The following is a 24705-nucleotide window of genomic DNA, read 5'->3' on the forward strand; positions in this document are numbered from 1 at the left end:
GAGCCACGTCAGACCGGTGACGGCGGCTCCGCCGGCCGGGATGCGCGCAGGGGGCATGCATCCCGGCCGGTACCGCCGCGCGCCGTTCATCTCCCGGTCGGGTGGGATCAACTTCACCCACTAGCCGAAGGGCCTTCGGGACACTAGCGTCTAGGCATGGCACGGGGTTTTCCCGAGCCAGCCGGAGAGCCCGGACCTGCGACCTCGCGCACGGGGCCCGCATCCGACCCCGTGTCCACCGGGCACCGGACGAGGCGGAACACGGGTGGCCGGGTGCCCGCCCGCGGAGCAGGCCTGTGACCACTCGCCGTACCCGAGCCGGTGCCGACCAGACCCCGGCCGCGACTGCCACCACCCGCCGGACCACCCGCAGCCGCCGCGCCGCTTCGGCCGCGTCCGCGGGCACCGAGGAGCCCCGACCAGCCGGCCCGGCCTACGTGCTGGACACCTCGGTCCTCCTCTCCGACCCGGCGGCGTTCCACCGCTTCGCCGAGCACGAGGTGGTGCTGCCGTTGGTGGTCATCACCGAGCTGGAGGGGAAGCGGCACCACCCCGAGCTGGGCTGGTTCGCCCGCCAGTCGCTGCGCATCCTCGACGAGTTGCGGGTGAAGCACGGCCGGCTGGATCGGCCGGTGCCCGCCAATGACCAGGGCGGCACCCTGCGGGTGGAGCTGAACCACACCGACGACGGGGTGCTGCCGCCCGGCTTCCGCACCGACTCGAACGACGCCCGGATCCTCTCCGTGGCGCTCAACCTGGCCGCCGACGGGCGGGAGGTCACCCTGGTCAGCAAGGACATGCCGCTGCGGGTGAAGGCGGCGTCGGTCGGCCTGCGGGCCGACGAGTACCGGCACGGCCAGGCCAGCGACCCGACCTGGACCGGCATGGCCGAGCTGCAACTGGCCGAGGAGGAGATCGCCCGGCTGTACGCGGGGGAGACGCTGGACCTCGACGTCGCCGCCGGCCTGCCCTGCCACACCGGGCTGGTGCTGCACTCGACGCGTGGCTCGGCGCTCGGCCGGGTGCTGCCCGACAAGACCGTACGGCTGGTCCGCGGCGACCGGGAGGCGTTCGGCGTGCACGGCCGCTCGGCGGAGCAGCGGGTCGCGCTGGACCTGTTGCTGGACGAGTCGATCGGCATCGTCTCGCTGGGTGGCCGGGCCGGCACCGGCAAGTCCGCGCTGGCGCTCTGCGCCGGCCTGGAGGCGGTGATGGAGCGCCGCCGGCACAAGAAGGTGATCGTCTTCCGTCCGCTCTACGCCGTCGGCGGCCAGGAACTCGGCTACCTGCCCGGTTCGGAGTCGGAGAAGATGTCGCCGTGGGCCCAGGCGGTCTTCGACACCCTCGGCGCGGTGGTGCACGAGAACGTGCTGGAGGAGGTCACCTCCCGCGGCCTGCTGGAGGTCCTGCCGCTGACGCACATCCGCGGTCGCAGCCTGCACGACGCCTTTGTCATCGTCGACGAGGCGCAGTCGCTGGAGCGGGGCGTCCTGCTCACCGTGCTGTCCCGGATCGGTCAGGGGTCGCGGGTGGTGCTCACCCACGACGTCGCCCAGCGGGACAACCTGCGGGTGGGCCGGCACGACGGCGTGACCGCGGTGATCGAGGCGTTGAAGGGTCATCCCCTCTTCGCGCACGTCACCCTCACCCGTTCGGAGCGTTCTCCGATCGCCGCTATGGTCACTGATCTGTTGGAGGACTCTCCGCTCTGAGGCCGATTCGCCCCTGATTTTGTCCTTGTTCGAGGGCCTTTTTCCTGTGGTGCAAATCACAATTGGCTCTCTTGGTTTCCCATCCGCCTCACTGTGCGCAATGGTGTCCATCGAGCGCCTCCGACAACTCCAGTTCGGCGCGGCTGACGCCGCGCAGCTACGACGGCTTCAGTTCGGCGCGTATGACGTCGCGCCGTGACCTGAAGCCGTCGCTGGAGCCGTCGTACGCACCAGGAAGATCGTCGAGCGTCGTCCGCCACGGAGGGCGGAAGGCCACCGACGCCGGTGCGGCGGCTGCGACCGCGAGGGTCGGGGCGCTCACGGCGCCGGCACGGCCACGGACGGCCACCCGTCGCGTCGTGTCCTTGCCCCCGACGAAGGGACCACTTCGTGAGTCGGCTGTGGAGCCGGTTCGGCGCCCGTACGGCCGCTGTCGCGCTGCTCTCCGTGGGCGTTGCCGGCGGCTACTACCTGGGCGAAGACCGACAGACCCAGCAACAGGGCCTGACCGCGCAGGTCGGCCTGCAGGTCGACCGGGCGGAGTACGCGTACCAGCGTGACCGGCAGGCCGGCCAGCGCGTGGACTCGGCCCGGCAGCGGGCCGCCGAGTACCAGGCGAAGCTGCGCGCCGCGGCGGCGGCCAAGGATGCCGCCGAGCGGGCCCGCAAGGCCGAGGCGGCGGCCGCCACACGCAAGAAGGAGCGGCTGGCGGCCGAGGCCGCGGCGAAGGCGGCCAAGCCGTACGACGGGCCGATCCCGACCTCCTGCGCCCAGTACAGCGGCAACCGGCAGGTCGGCTGCGCGATCATGCTGGCCGAGGGCTTCGGCATCGACCAGTTCCCGTGCCTGGACCGGCTCTGGACCAAGGAGAGCGGCTGGAACCACAAGGCCTACAACGAGGGCTCCGGGGCGTACGGGATTCCGCAGGCCCTGCCCGGCAGCAAGATGGCCTCCGTCGCGGACGACTGGAAGACCAACCCGGCCACCCAGATCAAGTGGGGCCTCGGTTACATCGAGGGCCGGTACGACAACCCGTGCTCTGCCTACCAGCACTCCCAGAACAAGGGCTGGTACTGATCGGACACTGGCGACGGCGGGTGTGCGGATCCGCACACCCGCCGTCGCGGTACGGGACGCGAGTGGCGGCCGGCCCCATTTGCTGATAGCTGTTGACAGGTGACCTGGCGCGACAACCCGACGGGCGGCAACCCCCACCGGTTCGGCACCGAGGCGTTCTACGCCTCGCTGGGCCGGGCCTTCGTCGCGATGTGCGCGGTCGTGCCGGTGCTGTTTCTCATCGAGGCGCTCGACGTCGGCCTGCGCCTCAACCTGGACGTGACCGCCGGGATCATTCCGCATCGGATCCAGGGGCTCGACGGGGTGTTCTTCTCGCCCTTCCTGCACGCCGACTTCAACCACCTCTACAGCAACAGCATCCCGCTGATCCTGCTCGGCACCTTCGTCCTGGCCGCCGGCACCCGCCGCTTCCTCTGGTCGACCATGGTGATCATTCTGGTCAGCGGGCTGGGGGTGTGGTTCACCGGCTCGCCGAACTCGGTGGTGGTCGGCGCCAGCGGGGTCATCTTCGGCTACCTCGGCATCCTGCTCACCCGGGGCATCGTCGAGCGGAGCTGGTGGAACTTCGGCGTGGTACTGCTGGTCGGCCTGCTCTACGGCTGGCAGCTGATCGGCATCCTGCCGACCGACGAGCGCATCTCCTGGCAGGGACACCTCTTCGGGCTGCTCGGCGGGATCGTCGCGGCGATCCTGTTCCGCCGCCGCGCGGACCTGTCGGCGTCGGAGCGGCCCGGGTCACCGACCGCCACCCTGGGCTGACTGACCGGGTGTCGGCGCGTCCGCGGGACGTGCTTGCCCCAGGGGCCTCGGCCCGCCTACCGTCGGCATCAGCACGCGTAGATCCGTGACCGAAAGTGACGGTACGCCATGCGCGAGGTCGATGTCGCGGTGATCGGGGCCGGTCCGGCCGGGCTCTTCGCCGCCTACTACGCCGGGTTTCGTGGGCTCTCGGTGGCGGTGATCGACGCGTTGCCCGAGCCGGGCGGCCAGGTGGCCGCCATGTACCCGGAGAAGCTCATCCTGGACGTCGCCGGATTTCCCGCGATCAAGGGCCGGGAACTGGTGGCGAACCTGGTCGCACAGGCCGCCCCGTTCCACCCCGAGTATCTGCTCGGCACCCGGGCGGAGAAGCTCGCCTACCTCGACGGGCGGCCGGTGCTCGGCCTGGCCGGGGGCGAGCAACTGCACTGCGGGGCGGTGCTGGTGACGGGCGGGCTGGGCAGCTTCACACCCCGGCCGCTGCCGGTGGCCGACGGATTCCTGGGCGCCGGCATCGTCTACTTCGTACCGCAGCCGGCCGAGCTGGCTGGCCAGGACGTGGTCATCGTGGGCGGCGGAGATTCGGCCTTCGACTGGGCGGTCACGCTCCAGCCGATCGCCCGGTCGGTGACCCTGGTGCACCGGCGGGAGAAGTTCCGCGCCCACGCCTCGACCGTCGCCCGGGTGCGGTCGCTGCCCGTCCGGGTGGTGGTCAACGCCGAGGTGACCCGCCTGTACGGCGAGGACCAGGTCACCGGCGCCGAGCTGACCGTACGCGGCGGCGTGGCGGAGAAGGTGCCGGCGAGCACCGTGGTCGCCGCGCTCGGCTTCACCGCCGACCTCGGGCCGCTCGCCGAGTGGGGGCTGACCCTGGACCGGCGGCACATCGTGGTGGACAGCACGATGGCGACCAACCTGCCCCGGATCTTCGCGGCCGGGGACATCACCGAATACCCGGGCAAGGTCCGGCTGATCGCCACCGGGTTCGGCGAGGCCGCCACGGCGGTGAACAACGCGGCCGTGACGATCGACCCGACCGCCCACCTCTTCCCGGGGCACTCCTCCGACGCCGGTTGATGCCGGATCCCCGCCGGGGCGTGGCCCGATCGAGACCGGCCGTCGCCACAGTGGACCGATGCAACGCTCGGACCCGCCCGTGCCGGACGCTGCCCGGGTCGCGCTGGCCTGGCTGGGTCATCCGCTGACGGTGCTCGCGCTGGTCGTCCTGGTGCTCAACGACCACGTGTTCAAGGCCGCCCAGCCCGGCTGGCTCACCGGCAAACTGAGCGACGTCGCCGGCCTGGTGCTCGCCCCGCCGCTCGTCGCGGCGCTCACCGCGCTGATCCTGCCCCGCCTTCCGGCCAGGGCCGCCGCCGGGCTCGGGCTGGGTCTGGTCGGCATCGGCTTCACCCTGGTCAAGACCAGCGGGTACGCCGCGGCAGCCGCCTCGGCGGCGTGGAGCGTGGTCAGCGGGCCGTCGCTGGTCCGGGCCGACCGTACCGACCTGCTGGCCCTGCCGGCACTGGCCCTGGCCGGCTGGAGCTGGTTTCGGGCCCGGCGCGATCCGGTGGAGCGCCGGTCGGCCCGGCTGGTCCGGCTGCTGGTGCTGCTGCCGGCGGCAACGCTCGCGGTGGCCGCGACCAGCGCGGTCTGGTACCACGACGCGGTCGGCGCGACGCTGGTCGACGGCCGGCTGGCCGCCGGCATCGGCGAGAGTTGGGGCGCGGACCTTCGTTCGTTCGCCCCGAGGTGGCGGGTGAGCGACGACGGCGGCGTGACGTGGCGTGATCCGACTGCTGATGAGAAGCAGGTCCTGGTTCCGCAGGTCCCGTCGCCGTCCGGGTCGCCCGTTGCCCCGTCGCCGTCCGCTCTCCCGTCCACGCCGACCCGGGAGGACTGCTCGGTCGCGACGCCGCAGCGCTGCTACCGGTTGGTAGCCGGGCGGATCCGGGTGGAGGAGAGCGACGACGCCGGCCGGACCTGGCGACTGGCCTGGGAGGTGACCGAGGAGCAGCGGGCGATCCTCAGCCGGCTGCACCAGGAGGCCGGGCCGCACGGGGGGCGGATCACCGGCCAGGAGTTGGCCGTCCTGGACGTCGACGGTGGACGGCACGTGGTGCTGGTGGCGAACGGCCGGGACGGCTTCGCCGTGCGCGGGCCTGACGGCGACTGGCGGCGGATCGGGTTCGCCGGCGCCTATTCCGCCGAGGACAGCCCTCCGCCGCTTGGCGCGAGTTCGCCCGCGGAGCGCCACTCGGATCCGCTTCGGGCCGTACTGCTGGCACTCGCCCTGGCCGCAGTGGTGCTCATCGTCTCCGGTGCGCGGGCCGGGATGAAGGTCGGGCGCGGCAGCTGGTTGCCGATCCTGCTCGGTACGCTCACGTTCGTCACCGCGCTGGTGCTGGTCGTGATCTGGGCCCTCGACGACTCCATTCTCCTCCTGGTAGCGGTCCCCGCCGGTGTCGCCCTGCTGCTCGGCACGCCGTGGCTCGCCCTGATCCCGATCTGGTTGAGGGACGCGCCGGGCCGGTGGACCCTTGAGGCGCTGTTGGCGGCCGGGCTCACGCTGGTGCTGGCCGGGCTGCCGCTGGCCGGGTGGCTCTACGGCCGTCCGGCGTACACCTCGACCGCGCTGGCGCTGGCCGGGTTGGCCACGGTGCCGGGGTTGCTGCTCGGCTGGCGGGCGGCCCGGCTGGTCGGGCCGTTCGAACCGCTCGTCGACCCGTCCTATCCGCTGCTGCCGCCGGTCGAGCCGCACGCTCCGCTGCCCGACCCGTCGCGTCCGGTGCCTGACCCGTCGGGTCCGCTCCGGCCAGGGGTGCCGGACGAACCGGGCCGTTGAGGTTCAGGGCAGGCCGATGAGGTCGGCCATCAGGGTGGTCTGGTGGTCGAAGTACTCGTCGCGATGCGGGACGGCCGGGTCCAGCCGGCCGAACAGGTCGAAGCTGATCAACCCGAAGAGCTGGGTCCAGCCGGCCATCCCCCGGGCCATCAGCGCCTCGGGCAGCCCGGGGAAGAACCCGGCGGCCAGCTCCGCGAGGTCGGCGCGGACCGGCTCGGGCAGGTCGTCCTCGGGCGGGCTGAGCCGGCCGTCGGCGAGACCGTCGCGCAGGATGCCGACCAGGACCAGCGGGGGCCGCGACGCCGGCGCGACGGTGTCCTCCGGGGCCGCGTACCCGGGGACGGGGCTGCCGTAGAGCAGCGCGTACTCGGCGGGGTGGGCCAGCGCCCAGGACCGGGCGGCCCGGCACACCGCGTGCCAGCGCCCGCGCAGGTCGGCCGGGTCGGCGGCGGCGTCGGCCGCCTCCACCACGTCGCCGAGCGCCTCGTACGCCTCCAGGATCAGCGCGGTGAGCAGGTCGTCGCGGCTGGGGAAGTAGCGGTAGATCGCGGAGGAGACCATGCCCATGTCCCGGGCGACCGCGCGCAGCGAGAGGTTCGCGCCGTCGGTGGCCAGGTGGCGGCGGGCCACCGCCTTGATCTCTTCGATCATTCCGGCGCGGACCCGGGCGCGGAGCGAGGGAGCGACCATGCCCCCACTCTGCCACGAATCGGTGCGCTGATTCAAATAGAGAGCACTGCTCTTGACGGTGAGCGGTGCAGGAGTCATGCTGGTGATGTCACCGCGAGAGCGCTGCTCTCGATATGGATCCCCGCTTCGAAGGGTGGCCCACCATGGCCCTGCACGTGATCGTCGGCGCCGGACCCGTCGGCACCGCCACCGCCCGCCTGCTCGCCGAGCGCGGCGACCGGGTGCGGGTGGTGACCCGCCGCGGCACCGGACCCGAGCACCCGGCCGTCGAGCGGATCGCCGCCGACGCCGCCGACGCGGCCCGGCTCACCGCGTTGACCGAGGGCGCGGTGGCGCTGCACAACTGCGCCAACCCGGCGTACCACCGGTGGCCGGTCGACTGGCCGCCGCTGGCCGCCGCGCTGCTCACCGCCGCCGAGCGGACCGGGGCGGTGCTCGCGACCGTCGGCAACCTCTACGGGTACGGGCCGGTCGACGCCCCGATGACCGAGGCGACCCCGCTCGCCGCGACCGGCGCCAAGGGGCGGGTGCGGAACCGGATGTGGGCCGACGCGCTCGCCGCGCACCGGGCCGGCCGAATCCGGATGACCGAGGTACGTGGCTCCGACTACGTCGGCGTCGGCGGCACCTCGCTGGCGATGATGGTGCTCCCCCGGGTGCTCGCCGGGCAACGGGTGTTCCTGCCGGTGGACTGGGACGCGCCGCACACCTGGACGTACATCCCGGATGTCGCCCGTACCCTGGTCGCCGCCGCGACCGACGAGCGGGCCCGGGGACGGGCCTGGCACGTGCCCAGCGCGCCCGCCGTGCCGATGCGGGACCTGGCCGCCCGCGCGGCGGCCGTGGTCGGCGCACCGGCGCCGAGGTTGAGCCGGATGCCCTACCCGGTGCTCTGGCTCGGCGGACTCGCCAACCCGATGGCCCGTGAGCTGCGGGAGACCGCCCACCAGTTCCACCGGCCGTTCGTGATGGACTCGACCGCCGCCACCGCCACCCTCGGCATCGAGCCGACCCCGCTGGACCAGGCGATCAAGGAGACGGTGGCGGGGCTGCGCGCCTGAGGAGTCAGCGGCGCGGCGGGCCGAGCGCCGCGACGAGGACCGCGACCAGGGTCAGTGCCGCACCGACCAGGGTGGTCGGGCCGGGGTGCGAGGCGGCGGTCGGCAGCAGCACGTCCAGCAGGACGGCCCCGACGACCTGCCCGGCGATGGTGGCCAGGCCGAGCAGCAGCACCCCGGTGAAGCGGACGATCGCGGCGGCCAACGCGATGAACACGATGCCGATCGGGCCGCCCAGGTAGAGCCACGGCTCGCTCGGGAAGCCGCCGGCCGGGCGGCCCCGGATCGCCACCTCCACGGCGAGGGTGGCGAGCAGCGCCAGCGTACCGACGGTGAAGTTGACCAGGGTGGCGGTCAGGGCACTGCCGGCCGCTCCCCGTACCCGGCCGTTCACCGCCTGCTGCCAGGCGATGCCCACCCCGGCCGCCAGCGGCAGCAGGGCCAGCGCCAGCGCACCCGGGTCGCCGAGCCGGTCGCTCACCGCCAGCAGCACGGCCAGCACGGTCAGCGCCGCGCCGACCAGGCGGTACGGGGTGACCGGCTGCCGCCCGGTCGGGCCGATGCCGGCCCGGTCGACCAGCAGGCTGCTGCCGGACTGCCCGGCCACCACGGCGACGGTGAACACGGCCACGCCGAGCGTGCCGATGGTCAGCCCCTGGGTGGCGACCAGGAGGGCGCCGCACACCCCGCCGAGGCACTGCCACGGCCGCAGCGAGCCCTCCCGCAACGCCGCCCGGAGGGCGGCCAGGCCCCGCCGGCCGCCCGGGGTGGCGGGGACCAGCACCAGCAGCACCAGCAGGCCCAGGCCGAACGAGACCACCGCGGCGGCGATCCCGTCGGCCAGTCGTACGCCCAGTTCGCCGTTGATCCGGGACTGTACGGCCACCGCGACCCCTGAGGCGGTGGCCAGCCCGACGCCGGCGACCCGCCGCCCGGTCGGCAGCGTGGGGGTTGTCGCCGTCGCGGTCGCGGTCACTCCTGCTCGGCCAGGGGCCGGCCGTCGAAGTCGACCGCCGAGTAGAGGGCGAGTTTCTCCAGCCGGTGGTACGAGTCGATCACCCGGATCGTGCCGCTCTTGGAGCGCATCACGATCGACTGGGTGTACGCCCCGCCGGCCCGGTAGCGCACGCCGCGCAGCAGGTCGCCGGAGGTGACCCCGGTCGCCACGAAGAAGCAGTTGTCCCCGGTGACCAGGTCGTCGGTGAACAGCACCCGGTCCAGGTCGTGCCCGGCCGCCAGCGCCTTCTCCCGCTCCTCGGCGTCCTTCGGCCAGAGCTTGGCCTGCATCATCCCGCCCATGCACTTGAGGGCGCAGGCGGCGGTGATGCCCTCCGGGGTGCCGCCGACGCCCATCAGCACGTCGACGTCGGACTCGCCGCGGGCCGCCGCGATGGCGCCGGCGATGTCGCCGTCCGAGATGAACCGGATGCCCGCGCCGGTACGCCGGATCTGGTTCACCAGGTCGTCGTGCCGGGGCCGGTCCAGCACGCAGACCGTCACCTCGGCGACGTCGGATCCCTTGATCTTGGCGATCCGGCGGATGTTCTCGGCCACCCCGGCGTTGATGTCGACCACGTCGGCGTACATCGGGCCGACGGCGAGCTTCTCCATGTAGAAGACGGCGCTCGGGTCGAACATCGCGCCGCGCTCGGCCACCGCGAGCACCGCGAGGGCGTTCGGCATGCCCTTGCTCATCAGTGTGGTGCCGTCGATCGGGTCGACCGCCACGTCCACCTCGGGACCGCTCCCGTCACCGACCTCCTCGCCGTTGAAGAGCATCGGGGCGTTGTCCTTCTCGCCCTCGCCGATCACCACGACACCGCGCATCGGAATCGAGTTGATCAGCTTGCGCATGGCGTCGACGGCTGCGCCGTCGCCGCCCTCCTTGTCGCCCCGGCCGACCCAACGGCCGGCGGCCATCGCCGCGGCCTCGGTGACCCGGACCAGGTCGAGGGCGAGGTTGCGGTCGAGGTTCTGTGGCGTCCGCGTCCTGGTGGTTGTCATGACGGGTTCCTCCTCGCGACGTTGCGGGGTGGACCGGCGGGATGCGGCCGTCGCCGCCGCCGGCTCTGTCGCTGATCCTCACACGATGGCGGCTCCCGCGCCGGGGCGGGGCGGAGGAGGCCCGGATGACGTCACCCGGACGGCTGCGACAATGGGCAGGTGGAAGCCGCACAGCCTGCCGACCGCGTACCCACCGACGCCACCCCGCCCGACGGCCAGCCGCCCGTCCGGACGACCGCCGGTCCGACCCCGCAGGCCGGGGAACCGGCGCTGGTCGAATCGGCCGGCGCCGCGCCGCTGGCCGATTCGGGCGAGCCGGCCCGCCACCCGGCCGCGCCCGCCGGCGGGGCCCGGGCGCGCTCCGAGCGGTCGCCGAAGGACATGGCGCTCTCGCTGCTGGTGCTGCTGGTCCCGATCGCGCTGCTGCTCGCCTTCTACCGGGGGTTCCTCGGTGGTGAGGAGCCGACCACCGTCGACCCGACGACCGCCGTCGAGCAGGCCCGGGAGGAGGCCGCGTTCCCGGTCAGCCAGCCTGAGGGGTTGGGCTCGGACTGGCGTACGGTGAGCGCCCGCTACCGGGCCGAGCCGGGCGGCGCGACGCTGCGGATCGGCTACCTGACCCCGGAGGGGCGCGGAGCGCAGCTCGTGGAGAGCAACGTGCCCGCCGACAAGCTGCTCCCGGCCGAGCTGAGCGGCGGCCAGCCGCAGGGGCCGGCCGCCCTGCCGGGCGGAAGCTGGCAGCGGTACACCGCCCGGAGCAACGAGCACGCCCTCGTCCTGCTGGAACCGACCCGTACGGTGATCGTGATCGGTGACGCCGGGGAGAACGAGCTGCGCGAGCTGGCCACCGCGCTGCGCTGAGCAGCGCACTTTCCCCGGCGGCCGAATGTCGGGCCGGTCGGTTAGGCTGCCCCGATTCGACAACCGGCACGACCGAAGTGTCCGGAAAGCAACTGGAAAAGAGATCGACGTGAACATTCGACGGTGGAGCGCCGGCGTCCTCGCCGCTGCCCTGTTCGTCCCGGGTCTGGCCGCCTGCAAGTCCGAGGCCGACTCGCCGGCCGCCGGCAGTTCGGCCGCGGCCGAGAAGCCGGCGGACCCGAAGGAGGCGCTGGCCGCTTCCACCAAGGAGCTCCAGAAGGGCAACTTCACCTTCGCGATCAAGGGTGGGGAGCTCAACGGCAGCGGTACCGTTCACCTGCCGTCCAAGAGCGCCGAGATGAAGATGGAGACCGGCCAGGCCGCCGAGGACCTGTCGATGTCCATGCACCTGGTCTTCATCGACAACGACAGCTGGGTGAAGCTGGAGCTCGGTGGGCCGATGGCCGACTCCGTCCCGGCCTTCAAGGCGATGAAGGGCAAGTACCAGCACCTGGACCGGAGCAAGCTCGACGGGGTCAAGGAGCTGAACTTCGACTTCGCCGACGTCGACCCGGCCGGTGCCGAGAAGATGATCAACGCGATCACCGACGTCAAGCAGACCGGTGAGGGCGCGTACGCGGGCACGATCGACGCCACCAAGGCGACCGACTCCGACCTGCTCGACGCCGACACCGTCAAGGCCCTGGGTGCCGGGGCCAGCGCTGTGCCGTTCACCGCGAAGGTCGACGCGCAGGGCCGGCTGACCGAGTTCGCCGTCGAGGTGCCCGCCGCCGACAGCGGCAAGGCGCAGACCCTGACCGTCACGTACGCCGACTACGGCTCGGCCGCCGCCGTCAAGGCGCCGCCGGCCGGTGAGGTCGTCGAGGCGTCCGACCAGCTCTACGAGATCTTCAAGGGCTGATACCGAGGCCGGTCGGGAACGGCGTACCCCGTTCCCGACCGGCATCCGGGCGCGGGAGACCATCCGCGAACCGGACGGGGATTGCGCAACGCCGCTTCAGGGAACAGAGGAGGGCACGAGCCCGCCGGGGCCGCCCCGCCGGCCGGACGGGGCTCGTGCGCCCGCAGCCGGGGGAGAGCTGCGGCGCCCCGCCTCCGGCGCCCTCGTGCGCCGGACGACCCACCTGGAGTGGTTCACGTGAAGATTCGACGCTTCAGCGCGGCGGCCTTCGCCGCGGCGCTGCTCAGCCCCGGCCTGGCCGCCTGCGACGACAACGGGACCGGCGAGGCGGGGGCCTCCGCGTCCCCGGCCGCCTCCGGCAGCATCGCCCCGAGCGGTACGTCCGACACCGGCGACGCCAAGCAGGCCCTGCTCAACTCCACCAACGCGATCCGCGACGGGAACTTCCGGTTCACCATCTCCGGGGCGGGCTCGACCGCCGAGGGACAGGTGCACGAGCCGAGCCAGAGCGCAGAGATGCGGATGACGATCGGCGACCCGTCGTCCGACCTGATGATGAAGCTGGACCTGATCCACTACAAGCCGGACAGCTGGGTGAAGCTGGAGCTGGGCGGCAGGGCCGCCGCCGGCGTACCCGGGGTGCGGCAGCTCAACCTCGGCAAGTACCAGCACCTCGACCAGACCCGGATCAAGGGCAACCGGGCGCTGGGCTTCGACTTCGACCAGCTCGACCCGGCCGGCAGCGCCGTGCTGACCCAGGGCGTCACCGAGGTCCGCCGGACCGGCGACGGCACCTACGAGGGCACGCTCGACGTGTCGAAGGCGGCCGAGGCCGGCTCGCTCGACCCGGCGCTGATCACCGCGCTCGGGACGCAGGCGAAGTCGGTGCCGTTCACCGCCGGCGTCGACCCGCAGGGTCGGCTCAGCGAGCTGGTGATGCGGGTGCCGGCCGCCGGCCAGAACGCCGCGCAGGAGATCAAAATCACGTACGCCGACTACGGCAACGCCACCGCCGCGCAGAAGCCCCCGGCCGACCAGGTCGTCGAGGCACCGGCGGAGTTCTACCACCTGTTCAACTGAGCACGACGACTCGACGGGACGGCCACGGCCGTCCCGTCGACCCGTTGCGGGGTTGGCCGGGCCCGGCCCGCAGAGCGCTCCGGCAGGGTCAGGCGTCGGTGCCCTGGCGGGCGGCGTCGATACGCGCCCGCGCGCCGTCCAGCCAGCGCTGGCAGGTCTCGGCGAGCTGCTCGCCGCGCTCCCAGAGCGCCAACGACTCCTCCAGCGAGGTGCCGCCGGCCTCCAACCGCTCGACCACGGTGGCCAACTCGGCGCGGGCCTGCTCGTAGCTGAGCCGCTCGTCCTTCTTCTCGTCAGTCATCGCACCCATCCTTGTGCAGAACCGTCAGCCGTCGACCGTCGCGGTCAGCTCGCCCTCGGCGAGGCGTACCCGCAGCGGGTCGCCCTTGGTCACGTCGCCGGCGGCGCGAACCACCTGGCCGTCGGCGCGCTGGACGATCGCGTACCCCCGGTCGAGGGTGGCCGCGGGGGAGAGGGCGCGCAGCCGGGCCAGGGTGTGTCGCAGGTCGTCGGCGGCGGCCCCGAGCCGGTGGTCCAGGCAGCGGCCCGTACGGTCGCGCAGGGCGGCGACGTCGGCGGCCCGCTGGTCGACCATCACCTGCGGGCGGGCCAGCACCGGACGGGAGCGGAGCAGGTCGAGGCGGTGCTGCTCCCGGTCGACCAGGTTGCGGACCGCCCGCTCCAGCCGGGACCGGGCCTGGCCGATGAGACGTATCTCCTCGGTGAGGTCGGGGACGATCCGCTTCGCCGCGTCGGTCGGCGTCGACGCGCGGACGTCGGCGACGTAGTCCAGCAGGGGCGCGTCCGTCTCGTGGCCGATCGCGCTGACCACCGGCGTACGGCAGGCGAAAACCGCCCGGCAGAGCGCCTCGTCGGAGAAGGGCAGCAGGTCCTCGATGCTGCCGCCACCCCGGGCAATGATGATCACGTCGATGGTCGGGTCGGCGTCGAGCACCTTCAGCGCGTCAACGATCTGCGGCACCGCGCTCGGGCCCTGCACCGCGACGTTGACCGTCCGGAACTCCACCGCCGGCCAGCGCCGCCGGGTGTTGGTCAGCACGTCCCGCTCGGCGGCCGAGGCGCGGCCGGTGATCAGCCCGATCCGCCCGGGCAGGAACGGCGGGCGACGCTTGCGGGCCCGGTCGAAGAGCCCCTCGGCGGCGAGCAGCTTCTTGAGCTTCTCCAGCCGGGCCAGCAGCTCGCCGAGCCCGACCTGGCGGATCTCGTCGGCCCGCAGGCTGAGCGTGCCCCGGGCGGCGTAGAACTCGGGCTTGGCGCGCAGCACCACCCGGGCACCCTCGCGCAGCTCCGGCGCGCCCGCGTCGAGCACGTCCCGGTTTGTGGTGACGGTCAGGCTGAGATCGGCCGACGGGTCACGCAGGGTGAGGAAGACCGTGGTCGCGCCGGGCCGGCGGCTGATCTGAGCGACCTGCCCGTCCACCCAGACCCAGCCCAGCCGCGCGATCCAGGCGCCGATCTTCTGGCTGACCACCCGGACCGGCCACGGCTCCTCGGACGTGCTCCGCCCCGCGTCGCTGCCGCCCTGCCCCGCCTCACTCACCCGCCCACCCTACGGCCCACCCCTGACGATCAAGAGATTTGCGTCCGGCGGCGGGCGTTTCCAGACACGAACCTCTTGATCAACGCGATCAGGCGAGGGCGGGGAGGGTTTGGGCGGTACCCGCCCGCGCCATCAGCTCGGGAGAAACCGGGCACGTACGATGGTCGGGTGACTGATGCTGAGACGACTCCCCGGACCGGCAAGCGCGTGCTCCTGGCCAAGCCCCGCGGCTACTGCGCGGGCGTGGACCGGGCGGTGCAGACCGTCGAGGAGGCGTTGAGGCTCTACGGCGCCCCGATCTACGTCCGCAAGCAGATCGTGCACAACAAGCACGTGGTGCGGACCCTGGAGGCCAAGGGCGCGATCTTCGTGGAGGAGAACGAGGAGGTGCCCGAGGGCGCCACCGTCATCTTCTCCGCGCACGGTGTCGCCCCCGAGGTGTACGAGCAGGCGAAGGCGCGCTCGCTCAAGGCGATCGACGCGACCTGCCCGCTGGTCACCAAGGTGCACCAGGAGGCCCGGCGGTTCGCGGCCGAGGACTACGACATCCTGCTGATCGGCCACGAGGGGCACGAGGAGGTCATCGGCACCGCCGGCGAGGCCCCCGCGCACATCCAGCTCGTGGACGGCCCGGACGGCGTCGACAAGGTAACCGTGCGTGACCCGAACAAGGTCGTCTGGCTCTCCCAGACCACCCTCTCGGTCGACGAGACCCTGGAGACCGTGGGCCGGCTCAAGCAGAAGCTGCCGCTGCTCCAGTCGCCGCCCAGCGACGACATCTGCTACGCCACCTCCAACCGGCAGCACGTGGTGAAGGAGATCGCCCCGGACTGCGACGTGGTGATCGTGGTCGGCTCGCGCAACTCGTCCAACTCGGTACGCCTGGTCGAGGTGGCCCTGGACGCGGGCGCCAACGCCGGGCACCTGGTCGACTTCGCCCACGAGATCGACGACGCCTGGCTGGCCGACGCCCGTACGGTCGGCGTCACCTCCGGTGCCAGCGTGCCGGACGAACTGGTCCAGCAGGTGCTCGCGCACCTGGCCGAGCGGGGCTTCACCGACGTCGAGGAGATCACCACCGCCAACGAGCGGCTGACCTTCTCGCTGCCGCAGGAACTCAAGCGGGACCTGAAGGCCGCCGCGGCCGCACGCGGCTGACGAGCCGGAACGAATCGCCCGCCTGGCACGTCCAACCACTCATGAAGACTCCGCGGATGGCGTTCGTCGCCCTGCTCGCCTGCGCCGCGCTGGGCGCCTGCGCCGGCCCGGGCACCGAGCCCGCCAGTTCCGGCCCGACGGGAGGCCCGGTGACCAGCACGCCCAGCCCCGATCCCAGCGCCACCCCGAGTGACCCGACCGCGCCGACCGGTCCGGTGTCGGCGTCGCCCGGCGCCACCACCCTCACCGGTACGGTGCAGGCCGGCGTGGAGCCGAACTGCCTGCTGCTGGACGGCAACCTGCTGGTCGGTGGGCCGCGTGACGTGCTGAAGGCGGGCACCCGGGTGACCGTCACCGGTCATCCCCAGCCGGATCTGATGACCACCTGCCAGCAGGGCACCCCCTTCGTCGTGGAGTCCGCGAAGCCGGCCTGAACGGCGACCGCGAAGCCGGCGCCGATACGGCGGGAGGCCCGCCCCCACGCGGGGACGGGCCTCCTGTCTTCTTCGCCGGACCGTCAGCCGACGTTCCTTACCACCACGTCACCGCTGCCGATCAGCAGGTTCGTGTCGGTCCGGACCTGCACCGTGCCGTAGAGCACCCGACCGCTGCCCGGCGCGGCGTTCGCCGTCACCGAACCGGGCACCGTCCACGAGCTGCCGCTGGGCCGCGACGCGTTCGTGTCCGTCACCGCGAGGGTGCCGAAGGCCGGGTTGGTGAAGACGTCGACATAGTTGTAGCTGGTCGAGCCGGAGGGCACCGAGTAGCCGTCGACGCGTACCTTCCAGGCGCCCGGCGCCGGGTTGTTGATGGTCACCGACTCCTCGGAGCTGCCGCCCGCGCTGCGGCCGGCCTCCACGCAGGTGCCCGACGTGCAGTTGAGCACGAACAGGTCCAGGTCGGCGGCCGGGTCGGAGGTGCCACCGATGGTGGCCCGCAGCTGGGTCGAGCCCGGGGTCACCGTCAGGTCGTAATCCTGGACCGCGCGGTTGCCGATGGTGAACGGACCCTGCCGGGCGCTACCCAGCGTGCCGCCGACCGCCCGGCCGCTGAACGAGCCGAGGGTGCTGGTCAGCGAGTACGACCGGGACACCGGCACGCCCGCCGTGGCGGAGTCGATCACGTCGGGGTTCGGGGAGACCGTCGCGCCGAGGACCGAGGCGGTCAGCGTGAACTTGGTCCACTCCGCGTCGGAGGTACGCCGGGCGTCCACCGTGACCTCCCACACCCCGGGAAGGGGGCTGCCGGTCGTCCGGCTGTTCGGCGAGCCGGTGGCGCAGGCGCCCGCGGCCGGGACGAAGCAGGACGTGGACGCGTTGTCGTCGATGTTGACGCCGTACGGGTGGTAGCGCAGGAAGCGCGCCTGCCCGGTGCCCGGCTCACCGGTCGGGCCGGTGAAGTCCACCTTCAGCGCCGGCGTGCCCGCCGGAACCTGGAAGAAGTAGCGCAGCGCCTGGTTACGGCCGACCTTGTCGTTGATCGTCACCTGGAAGTTGTCCGCCGCCCGGAAGGTGTACGGGACGACCACCAGGTTCATCGTCTGGTAGTCGACGCCGGTGGTCGCCGGGTCGTCCAGCCGCAGGATCGCCGAGTGCGCGCCCGGGGTCGCCGGGTCGATCGCCACGGTCACGTCGACCGGCTTGTTCAGCGGAAGGGCCACCGACGTGCCGGACGAGAAGGTGCCGTCGTTGCCCACCCACGACAGGTCGTAGGTGATCGCCTTCGACCCACCGGTGGTGCGGGTGAAGGTGTAGGTGCGGGTGTACCTCCGACCCGCCGTGACACCCTCACGGTCGTGGATGCCGACGCCGACGCCGGGGGTGGCGAGGTAGCCGGCGAGCACCGTGTTCACCGGCACCGACGAGGTGATGCCGACGGTCTTGATGTTCTGGCGCAGCAGCGCGTACGCCGCCTTGACGTCGATCAGGCCGGCGCCCTGCTCGAACGCCCCGACGCCGTCGAGGAACCGGGCCGAGGACATCATGGCCTGCCGGATCTGGTCCGGCTTGCGCTGGAAGCCCTCCGCCTTGGCGGCGCTGACCAGCAGCGCCCCGGCGCCCGCCGCCTGCGGCGAGGCCATCGAGGTGCCGTTGAGCATGGAGTAGCCCGGCGGCAGCGGGTACGTGCCGGCGACCGGCCCGCCCGACTGCCAGGTCGGCGTGGTGGAGATGGCCGAACCGGGGGCGACGACGTTGGGCTTGAAGCCGCCGTCCTCGCGCGGCCCACGGGAGCTGAAGTAGTGCAGGTTCTCCTGGTACGGCGAGCTGGAGCCGTAGTTCGCCCGCCAGGTGGCGTCGGTGATGTACGAGCCGACGCTCATCACCTTCTCGGCCACGGACGGGTCGCCGACGGTGTTGGTGCCCGGCCCGCTGTTCCCCGCGGAGATGAACATCTGCACCTTGTACTGCTCGATGAGGCGGTTGTAGAGCAGCGCGCGGGTGTTGTTGCCGTCGTTGAGCGACGGGAGACCGCCGATCGACATGTTGATGACGTCCACGTTCGCCTGCTTGGCGGCGTAGATCATGCCCTCGATGAGGGCGTGCGCGGTGCAGCCGCCGGCGAACATGCAGACCCGTACGGAGACCAGCTTGGCGCCCGGGGCGACGCCGGTCATCTTGCCGCCGAACAGCCCGTTGCCGGCGGTGATGCCGGCGACGTGCGTGCCGTGCTGGCCGGAGACGATGCCGATGTTGACGAACTTGTTCTTGCCGTCGATCTGCACGACGAACGGCATCGCCTCGACCACCGGGGTCGCCGGGTTGTCGGTGCCGAAGGTGCCGACGTCGTAGCGGACCTTGTAGTCGGTCATCGGGGTCTCGTCGGCGAAGGAGCCGTTCTGGTTGGTGTCGACCCAGACGGTCTTGTCGCCGTCCCACAGGACACCGAAGAGCCCGCTGCTGCCGGCCCGGTTGCCGTCGCGGTTGACGTCGTTGCCGACCTCGCCGCCGAGGCTCGCGGCCCGCTCGTTGAAGACGCCGAAGCGGTAGGAGCCCGAGCGCGGCGCGGTCCAGGTGCGGCTGTCGACGGTGAACGTGGCGCCCGACACCTTGGTCGCCATGCTGATCCAGGTCGGATCGCCGTCGTCGGTCGGCGAGGTCGCGGTGACCCAGTCGACGATCTTGCGCTCGCCGGTCGTGGTGGTCCGCAGCGCCGGGTGCGCCAGGTCGACGCCGGTGTCGATGATGCCGATGGTGACGCCGCGCCCGTCGAGTGTGGGGTGTTCGGCCACGAACTGCGCCGCGTTCATGTCCTGGATCGGCATGTACGGGTTGGCGGCGGGGGTGGCCGCGCCGGGTGCCGGCTGGGGTGCCGGCGACTCGCTGGCGTCCGGACGCGGGTCGGGCACGGCGAGCGCCGCGTCGATCTCGACCGTCTCCACGCCGCTCAGCTCGGCGATGCGGTCGGCCCGGTCGGTGGCCACGCTGGCACGCAGGTAGCCGAGGCTGTCGTCGCGGTAGTCGACGCTCGCGCCGAGCGCCGCGAGACGGTCGGCGACGGCGCTGGCCTGGCCGTCCTGCGCGCCGACCAGAACGTCGACGGTCTGCTGGCCCTCGGCCTCCGCCTGAGCCAGTCGATCCTGGTCGGTCGGGCTCCAGCCGGCCTTGGGAATGTCGGGGGACGACCCGGCGAGGGCCGGGGTGCCGGCGGACGCCAGGGTCAGTGCGCCGGCCGTGAGGGCGGACGCGACGAACCCGGCCGAGGCACGCCGGATCCAGGTTGGGGGCTTCTTCACGTTCTCTTCCTCCGATGAGAGAAAGCCGCCCAGAGGGGTCCAGGGCGAGTAGGAAGCGATCCTGTATGTGGAATCGGAGGCTGTCACTAGCATGCGGCCGGTTGTGACCCGCCTGTGATATGTCCGATCGGTGATGTAACAAAGGCGTGGCCAGCGGCGCTACAGCGCCGGAGAAGTGTCGCCTCCGGCCAGCTCCGGCGCCTGCGGCTGCCTCGGTGCCAGCTCCACCTGGGGCGGGGCCGGCAGCTCCTGGTCGGAGACGCCCAGCTCGGCCAGCTTGCGGGCGCTGACCAGCACTCGCGCCTCCAGCGAACCGACCGCCCGGTTGTACGCGGTCACCGCCCCGCCCAGCGACGCGCCCAGCTTGCCGACGTGGTCGCCGAGGGTGGACAGTCGCCCGTACAGCTCGCGGGCCAGCGTGTGCACGCTGGCGGCGTTGCGCGCCAACGCCTCCTGCCGCCACGAGTACGCCACGGTGCGCAGCAGCGCCACCAAAGTGGCAGGCGTGGCCAGCACCACGTTGCGGGCGAACGCGTGCTCCAGCAGCGTCGGGTCGCGCTGCAACGCCACGTCGAGGAACGGATCCGCCGGCACGAAGAGCACCACGAACTCGGGCGACTGGTCGAACGCGGCCCAGTAGGACTTGGCGGCCAGTGAGTCCACGTGTGCCCGCAGGTGCCGCGCGTGCGCGTCGAGGTGGGTGTCCCGCCCCCGCTCGTCGCGCGCCTCCATCGCGGTCAGGTACGCGTCGAAGGGCGCCTTGGCGTCGACCACCACCGTCCGGCCGCCGTGCAGCCGGACCACCAGGTCGGGGCGTACCCCCTGGTGGTCGGTGGCGGCGGTGACCTGCTCGTTGAAGTCGCAGTGCTCCAGCATGCCGGCCGCCTCGACGATCCGACGCAGTTGGTGCTCGCCCCAGCGGCCCCGGACCTGCGGGGCGCGCAGCGCCGCGACGAGCTGCTTGGTCTCGGTGCGCAGCTCGCCGGAGACCGTGCTCATCGCCCGCACCTGCTCACGCAGCTCGGCGTACGCGTCGACCCGGTCGCGTTCCAGCTCGGTGACGCGCTGCTCGTAACGCCGGAGGGTCTCGTGCAGCGGGGCCACCGCCCGCGCGACGGCCTCCTGGGACTGCGCGGTCGCCTCGTAGCTGAGCGCCCGCATCGACTGCTCCAGCCGCCCCTCACCCGCCCGGGCGGCGGCGAGGGTCGCCTCCAGTCGGGCGACCTCGGCGGCCGACCGGGCCCGGGCGGCCAGCCAACCCAGCGCGCCGCCCGCGCCGAGACAGACGATCACCACGGCCAGCGTTGCGAAGCTCGTCACCCTCCGAAGCTTGCCAAACGGGTGCGACGTGACCCCGATGGGTACCGTCGAGTCATGAAAGTTTTGCTGTGCCTCGTTCTGGTGCTGATGCTCGGAGGTGCGCTGGTGTTCTGGAGGTCGGGAAGCAGGTCGCGGCGGGCCACGGAGCTGGCCGATGCCCGCGCCGAGGCGCAGCGCTGGTACGAGCGGCTCGGCGGGCAGTTGATGAACCTGCACGGCGACGCCCCGGCGGTACGCCAGGCGCTCGCCGACGCGGGTGAGCGGTACAACGCGGCCGGCTCCCAACTGGAGCAGGCGCGCACCCCGCACCAGTTCGCGCTGGCCCGGGAGACCTCGCTCGAGGGGTTGGCGTACATCCGGGCGGCGCGGACCGCGATGGGCATCGACCCGGGGCCGGAGCTGCCGGCGCTGGCCGCCGCCCGGGGCGCCGGGATGCTGACCAAGGAGCGCGAGGTCAACGTGCAGGGGCAGACCTACCGGGCCGGGCCGCAGCCGGGCAACCAGACGCCGTACTACTACCCCGGCGGCAGCTGGCAGGGGCGGCGGGTGCCGGCCGGCTGGTACTCGACGCCGTGGTGGAAGACCGCGCTCGGTGCCGGCGCCGGAGTGATCGGCGGCATGCTCATCGCCGACGCGCTCTTCTCGCCGGCCTTCGCCGACCCGGGCCACGGCTACGACGCCGGCTACCAGGAGGGCTTCCAGGACGGCTTCGGCGACGGCCAGGACTACGGCGACCACGCCGGCAACGACTTCGGCGGCGACCAGTTCGCCGGCAACGACATCGCCGGCAATGATTTCGGCGGTGGCCAGTTCGCCGGTGGCCAGGGCGGCGGCGACTTCTCCGGCGGCGATTTCGGCGGCTTCGGCGGTGGGGACCTCGGCGGGGGCGACTTCGGCGGGGACTTCGGCGGCGGCGACTGGTGAGGCCCGGCCGCGCCCGGCGCGGTTGTCGACAGGGCCCCCTGCCACGCGAAATGCGTTGGCCGGGGGCCCTTTCCTACTCTCAGCCGGTGTTGCGCATGCCGGCGGCGATGCCGTTGACGGTGGTGAGCAGCGCCCGCTCCAGCGCCGTACCGTCGTTGGGGCCGCGTCGCCCGCCCGGCGCGGTCGCGACCGCTCGGCCGGCGGCACCGGAGTCGCGGTACTGGCGCAGTAGCGCCACCTGGAGGTGGTGCAGCGGCTCCAGGTAGGTGTCCCGTACGGCCAGGGTGCGCTGGAGCACGGGCGAGTTCTCCAGCAGGGCCGGCGAGGCGGTGACCGCCAGCACCTCCTGCTTGGTCAGCTCGTACTCCTGCCGGATCTCGTCGAAGATCGGGTGCAGCTTCTTCGGGACGAGCGTCTCCACGTACCGCTGGGCGATGCTCAGGTCGGTCTTGGTGAGCATCATCTCCACGTTCGACAGGAACGTGCGGAAGAAGTGCCAGTTGCGGTGCATCTCGGCGAGCACGTCCTGCAAACCGGCGGCCCGCGCGGCGGCCAGGCCGGAGCCCACGCCGAACCAGCCGGGCACGATCTGCCGGGTCTGGGTCCAGCCGAACACCCACGGGATGGCCCGCAGGCCGGCCAGGCCGGCGCCGGTGTTCGGCCGCTTCGCCGGCCGGGAGCCGATGTTGAGCGCCCCCAGCAACTCCGTCGGGGTGGAGGCCCAGAAGTATGCCGGCAGGTCCGGGTCCTCGACCAGCGACCGGTACGACCGGAACGCCGCCTCGGAAACCACGTCCATGGTGGCGTCCCAGCGTTCCAGCATCTCGGCCGGCTGTCGGGGCGCGGTGTGCAGCAGCGTCGCCTGGAGCACCGCCGCGACGGTCAGCTCCAGGTTCTCGCGGGCCAGCGCGGGCAGTGTGTACTTGTCGGAGATGACCTCACCCTGCTCGGTCACCTTGATCGCGCCGTCCAGGGTGCCGTACGGCTGGGCCAGGATCGCGTCGTGGGTGGGGCCGCCGCCCCGGCCCACCGTGCCGCCCCGACCGTGGAACAGCCGCAGGTGCACGCCGTGCCGGGCGGCCACGTCGCGCAGCGCGCGCTGGGCCCGGTGGATCGACCACTGGCTGGTGGTGATGCCGGCCTCCTTGTTGGAGTCGGAGTAGCCCAGCATCACCTCCTGCACGTCGCCCCGCGCCGCGACCAGCGCCCGGTAGGCGGGCAGCGACAGCAGCTCGTCCAGCAGCTCCCCGCCACTGTTCAGCTCGGCCGGCGTCTCCAGCAGCGGGACGAAGCCGATCCGGGCCCGGCCGCTGTGTACGTCGATCAGGCCGGCCTCGCGGGCCAGCACCACCGCGGCGAGCACGTCGTCCACGCCGAGGGTCATCGAGATGATGTACGACTCGATCACCTCGGCGCCGAACCGGTCCTGCACCTCGCGGATCGCCGTGAACACGTCGAACGTCTTCTGCGCGCCCTCGGTGAGCGGGCTGTCCAGGGTGGAGAGCGGCCGGCGGCCGGCCAACTCGTCGGCGAGCAGCTTGGTGCGCTCCAGCCGGGTCAGCGACGGGTAGTCGGACACCTCCCCGACCGCGCCGTAGAGCTGGGCGAGGACCGCGTGGTGCGCCTCGGCGTGCTCGCGGACGTCCATGGTCGCCAGGTGCAGCCCGAACGCGGACACCGTACGGATCGTCGAGGCGAGCCGGCCCACGGCGGTGAGCTGCCCGGAGTTGCGGGCCAGCGAGGCGCGCAGCAGCTCCAGGTCGGCGATCAGCTCGGCCGAGCCACGGTAGTCCCGCCCCGGCACGTGTGCGGTGCCGGTACGCAGCCGCTCCCGGGTGTTGGCCAGCTTCGCCTTCACGCAGCGCGCCTTGAGCCGGTAGGGCTCCTCGGCGTTGACCCGGCGGAACCGGGGCGCCACCTCGGGCAGCGCGTCCAGGTCGGCGGCGAGGCTGGCGGAGAGGTCCAGCGAGACCGCGCGCAGCCGGCGGGAGACGGAGACCTCGCTGATGAGCGCGTCCATCGCCTTCTCGGTGGCCTCGATGCCGTGCTCGTGCTGGATCCGCAGCACCTCCCGGGTGACCGCCGGGGTGACGAAGGGGTTGCCGTCCCGGTCGCCGCCGATCCAGGTGCCGAAGGTCAGCGGGCGGGCGGTCGGCGAGGTCTCCACCCCCAGGGTGCGCAGCGTGTCGGCGAGGTCGTCGAGGACCTGCGGAGCGGCCTCGGCATGGAGGTCGCGCAGGTAGTAGATGGCGTTGCGGGCCTCGTCGGTCGGGTCCGGCCGGTCCAGCCGCAGCTCGTCGGTCTGCCACATCAGGTCCAGCAGCTCGGCCAGCCGCCGGTTGGCCGGGCCCTCGTCGCTGGCCCCGTAGAGGATGGCGTTGGCGGTCTCGGCGTCCAGCTCGTCGGCCACGGCGCGCAGCTTGGACAGGATCGACCGGCGGGCCGCCTCGGTCGGGTGGGCGGTGAAGACGGGGCGTACCGCGAGCCGGCGGGCCACCGCGGCGATCTCCTCGGCCGGCACCCCCCGCTCGGCGATCATCCTGGCCGCCTGGTCCAGCCAGCCGCCGTGCACGGCCCGGCGCCGGCGCAGGTCACGGGCCCGGTGCACCTGCTCGGTGATGTTGGCCAGGTGGAAGTAGGTGGAGAAGGCGCGGGCCAGCTTGGTGCCGGTGGTGACGTCGAGCCCGGCGAGGCGCTGGGCGGCGGCCGGGGCGTCGGATCGGACCTGGGCGCGGATCTCCTCGACCAGGTCGAGCAGCGGTCGGCCCTCCTGCCGGGCGAGGGTCTGCCCGAGCAGCGTGCCGAGGCGGCGGATGTCGGCCCGCAGCGCGGCGTCCGGGCCGTCGTGGTCGTGCTGGTCGGTCACGGGTGCGCTCCTTACGAGAGTACGAAGGACAGCGCTGTCCGACTCCCTGGATCGTATCCGCGCGGGGCCGCCCGAGAGCAGGGGGACCGCGTGATGATCTGCACTCTGGGACAGGCGCGCCGGCTCAGCGTATTAACC

General features: G+C 72.7%; 20 protein-coding genes. 12 read left to right on the forward strand and 8 right to left on the reverse strand.

What is annotated here, in order from left to right; all coding sequences use genetic code 11:
- The first annotated feature begins 296 nt into the window (after positions 1–296).
- From GA0070621_RS27430 to GA0070621_RS27450, 5 genes are all read left to right on the forward strand, one after another.
- Positions 297–1712 (forward strand): PhoH family protein, encoded by a 1416-nt coding sequence (locus GA0070621_RS27430; RefSeq protein ID WP_091201153.1) that lies wholly within the window; start codon positions 297–299, stop codon positions 1710–1712.
- Positions 1713–2102: 390 nt separating this feature from the next.
- Positions 2103–2789 carry an aggregation-promoting factor C-terminal-like domain-containing protein gene (locus GA0070621_RS27435; protein WP_091201155.1) on the forward strand — a complete coding sequence of 229 codons (687 nt, stop codon included), beginning with the start codon at positions 2103–2105 and terminating at the stop codon, positions 2787–2789.
- Between the two features lie 99 nt (positions 2790–2888).
- On the forward strand, positions 2889–3548 hold the full coding sequence (locus GA0070621_RS27440; RefSeq protein WP_091201158.1) for a rhomboid family intramembrane serine protease: 660 nt from the start codon (positions 2889–2891) through the stop codon (positions 3546–3548).
- 108 nt (positions 3549–3656) lie between these two features.
- A complete protein-coding gene (locus GA0070621_RS27445; protein ID WP_091201160.1) occupies positions 3657–4625 on the forward strand; it encodes an NAD(P)/FAD-dependent oxidoreductase in 969 nt (322 codons plus the stop codon).
- A gap of 58 nt (positions 4626–4683) precedes the next feature.
- Positions 4684–6390 (forward strand): hypothetical protein, encoded by a 1707-nt coding sequence (locus GA0070621_RS27450; protein WP_091201162.1) that lies wholly within the window; start codon positions 4684–4686, stop codon positions 6388–6390.
- Positions 6391–6393: 3 nt separating this feature from the next.
- Here GA0070621_RS27450 and GA0070621_RS27455 read toward each other — a convergent pair whose 3' ends face one another.
- Positions 6394–7080 carry a TetR/AcrR family transcriptional regulator gene (locus GA0070621_RS27455; protein ID WP_091201165.1) on the reverse strand — a complete coding sequence of 229 codons (687 nt, stop codon included), beginning with the start codon at positions 7078–7080 and terminating at the stop codon, positions 6394–6396.
- A 143-nt stretch (positions 7081–7223) separates the two neighbouring features.
- On the opposite strand from GA0070621_RS27455, the gene GA0070621_RS27460 reads away from it, so the two are divergent.
- Positions 7224–8141, forward strand: a complete 918-nt coding sequence (locus GA0070621_RS27460) for an NAD-dependent epimerase/dehydratase family protein (protein ID WP_091201167.1) — start codon at positions 7224–7226, stop codon at positions 8139–8141.
- 4 nt (positions 8142–8145) lie between these two features.
- Here GA0070621_RS27460 and GA0070621_RS27465 read toward each other — a convergent pair whose 3' ends face one another.
- Together GA0070621_RS27465 and glpX are read right to left on the reverse strand one after the other, a co-directional pair.
- Positions 8146–9114, reverse strand: coding sequence for a DMT family transporter (locus GA0070621_RS27465; protein ID WP_091201169.1), 969 nt, complete (start codon positions 9112–9114; stop codon positions 8146–8148).
- A complete protein-coding gene (gene glpX, locus GA0070621_RS27470) occupies positions 9111–10142 on the reverse strand; it encodes a class II fructose-bisphosphatase (protein ID WP_091201172.1) in 1032 nt (343 codons plus the stop codon). Before glpX ends, GA0070621_RS27465 begins: the two co-directional genes overlap by 4 nt.
- A gap of 159 nt (positions 10143–10301) precedes the next feature.
- On the opposite strand from glpX, the gene GA0070621_RS27475 reads away from it, so the two are divergent.
- From GA0070621_RS27475 to GA0070621_RS27485, 3 genes are all read left to right on the forward strand, one after another.
- The gene (locus GA0070621_RS27475) at positions 10302–11003 is read left to right on the forward strand and encodes a DUF4245 domain-containing protein (protein ID WP_091201174.1); all 702 of its coding nucleotides are present in this window, start codon (positions 10302–10304) and stop codon (positions 11001–11003) included.
- A 109-nt stretch (positions 11004–11112) separates the two neighbouring features.
- A complete protein-coding gene (locus tag GA0070621_RS27480) occupies positions 11113–11925 on the forward strand; it encodes a hypothetical protein (protein ID WP_091201176.1) in 813 nt (270 codons plus the stop codon).
- Between the two features lie 237 nt (positions 11926–12162).
- Complete coding sequence (locus tag GA0070621_RS27485) at positions 12163–13005, forward strand: hypothetical protein (RefSeq protein ID WP_091201178.1); 843 nt, start codon at positions 12163–12165, stop codon at positions 13003–13005.
- Between the two features lie 88 nt (positions 13006–13093).
- Here GA0070621_RS27485 and GA0070621_RS27490 read toward each other — a convergent pair whose 3' ends face one another.
- Both GA0070621_RS27490 and xseA read right to left on the reverse strand, forming a co-directional pair.
- Positions 13094–13306, reverse strand: a complete 213-nt coding sequence (locus GA0070621_RS27490) for an exodeoxyribonuclease VII small subunit (protein ID WP_091201180.1) — start codon at positions 13304–13306, stop codon at positions 13094–13096.
- 24 nt (positions 13307–13330) lie between these two features.
- Complete coding sequence (xseA, locus tag GA0070621_RS27495; RefSeq protein ID WP_091201182.1) at positions 13331–14566, reverse strand: exodeoxyribonuclease VII large subunit; 1236 nt, start codon at positions 14564–14566, stop codon at positions 13331–13333.
- A gap of 168 nt (positions 14567–14734) precedes the next feature.
- On the opposite strand from xseA, the gene GA0070621_RS27500 reads away from it, so the two are divergent.
- Both GA0070621_RS27500 and GA0070621_RS27505 read left to right on the forward strand, forming a co-directional pair.
- Complete coding sequence (locus GA0070621_RS27500) at positions 14735–15724, forward strand: 4-hydroxy-3-methylbut-2-enyl diphosphate reductase (RefSeq protein WP_091201184.1); 990 nt, start codon at positions 14735–14737, stop codon at positions 15722–15724.
- A gap of 41 nt (positions 15725–15765) precedes the next feature.
- Complete coding sequence (locus GA0070621_RS27505; RefSeq protein ID WP_091201186.1) at positions 15766–16158, forward strand: hypothetical protein; 393 nt, start codon at positions 15766–15768, stop codon at positions 16156–16158.
- An 83-nt stretch (positions 16159–16241) separates the two neighbouring features.
- Here GA0070621_RS27505 and GA0070621_RS27510 read toward each other — a convergent pair whose 3' ends face one another.
- Entirely contained in the window at positions 16242–19457 is a 3216-nt protein-coding gene (locus tag GA0070621_RS27510; RefSeq protein ID WP_167667499.1) for a S8 family serine peptidase, read from the reverse strand.
- A 159-nt stretch (positions 19458–19616) separates the two neighbouring features.
- Positions 19617–20777, reverse strand: a complete 1161-nt coding sequence (gene rmuC / locus GA0070621_RS27515) for a DNA recombination protein RmuC (RefSeq protein ID WP_091201190.1) — start codon at positions 20775–20777, stop codon at positions 19617–19619.
- 54 nt (positions 20778–20831) lie between these two features.
- On the opposite strand from rmuC, the gene GA0070621_RS27520 reads away from it, so the two are divergent.
- Positions 20832–21701, forward strand: a complete 870-nt coding sequence (locus tag GA0070621_RS27520) for a DUF2076 domain-containing protein (RefSeq protein ID WP_091201193.1) — start codon at positions 20832–20834, stop codon at positions 21699–21701.
- Between the two features lie 79 nt (positions 21702–21780).
- Here GA0070621_RS27520 and ppc read toward each other — a convergent pair whose 3' ends face one another.
- Positions 21781–24567, reverse strand: coding sequence for a phosphoenolpyruvate carboxylase (gene ppc, locus GA0070621_RS27525; protein ID WP_091201196.1), 2787 nt, complete (start codon positions 24565–24567; stop codon positions 21781–21783).
- Positions 24568–24705 lie beyond the last annotated feature (138 nt).

Origin of the sequence: Micromonospora narathiwatensis, from assembly GCF_900089605.1 — a bacterium.
GTDB lineage: Bacteria > Actinomycetota > Actinomycetes > Mycobacteriales > Micromonosporaceae > Micromonospora > Micromonospora narathiwatensis.

Bases quoted from the DNA above. Each gene is read 5' to 3' on its own strand.
- GA0070621_RS27445 (WP_091201160.1), top strand. From the start codon at position 3,657: ATGCGCGAGGTCGATGTCGCGGTGATCGGGGCCGGTCCGGCCGGGCTC.
- GA0070621_RS27450 (WP_091201162.1), top strand. From the start codon at position 4,684: ATGCAACGCTCGGACCCGCCCGTGCCGGACGCTGCCCGGGTCGCGCTG.
- GA0070621_RS27455 (WP_091201165.1), bottom strand. From the start codon at position 7,080: ATGGTCGCTCCCTCGCTCCGCGCCCGGGTCCGCGCCGGAATGATCGAA.
- GA0070621_RS27460 (WP_091201167.1), top strand. From the start codon at position 7,224: ATGGCCCTGCACGTGATCGTCGGCGCCGGACCCGTCGGCACCGCCACC.
- glpX (WP_091201172.1), bottom strand. From the start codon at position 10,142: ATGACAACCACCAGGACGCGGACGCCACAGAACCTCGACCGCAACCTC.
- GA0070621_RS27490 (WP_091201180.1), bottom strand. From the start codon at position 13,306: ATGACTGACGAGAAGAAGGACGAGCGGCTCAGCTACGAGCAGGCCCGC.
- GA0070621_RS27505 (WP_091201186.1), top strand. From the start codon at position 15,766: ATGAAGACTCCGCGGATGGCGTTCGTCGCCCTGCTCGCCTGCGCCGCG.
- GA0070621_RS27520 (WP_091201193.1), top strand. From the start codon at position 20,832: ATGAAAGTTTTGCTGTGCCTCGTTCTGGTGCTGATGCTCGGAGGTGCG.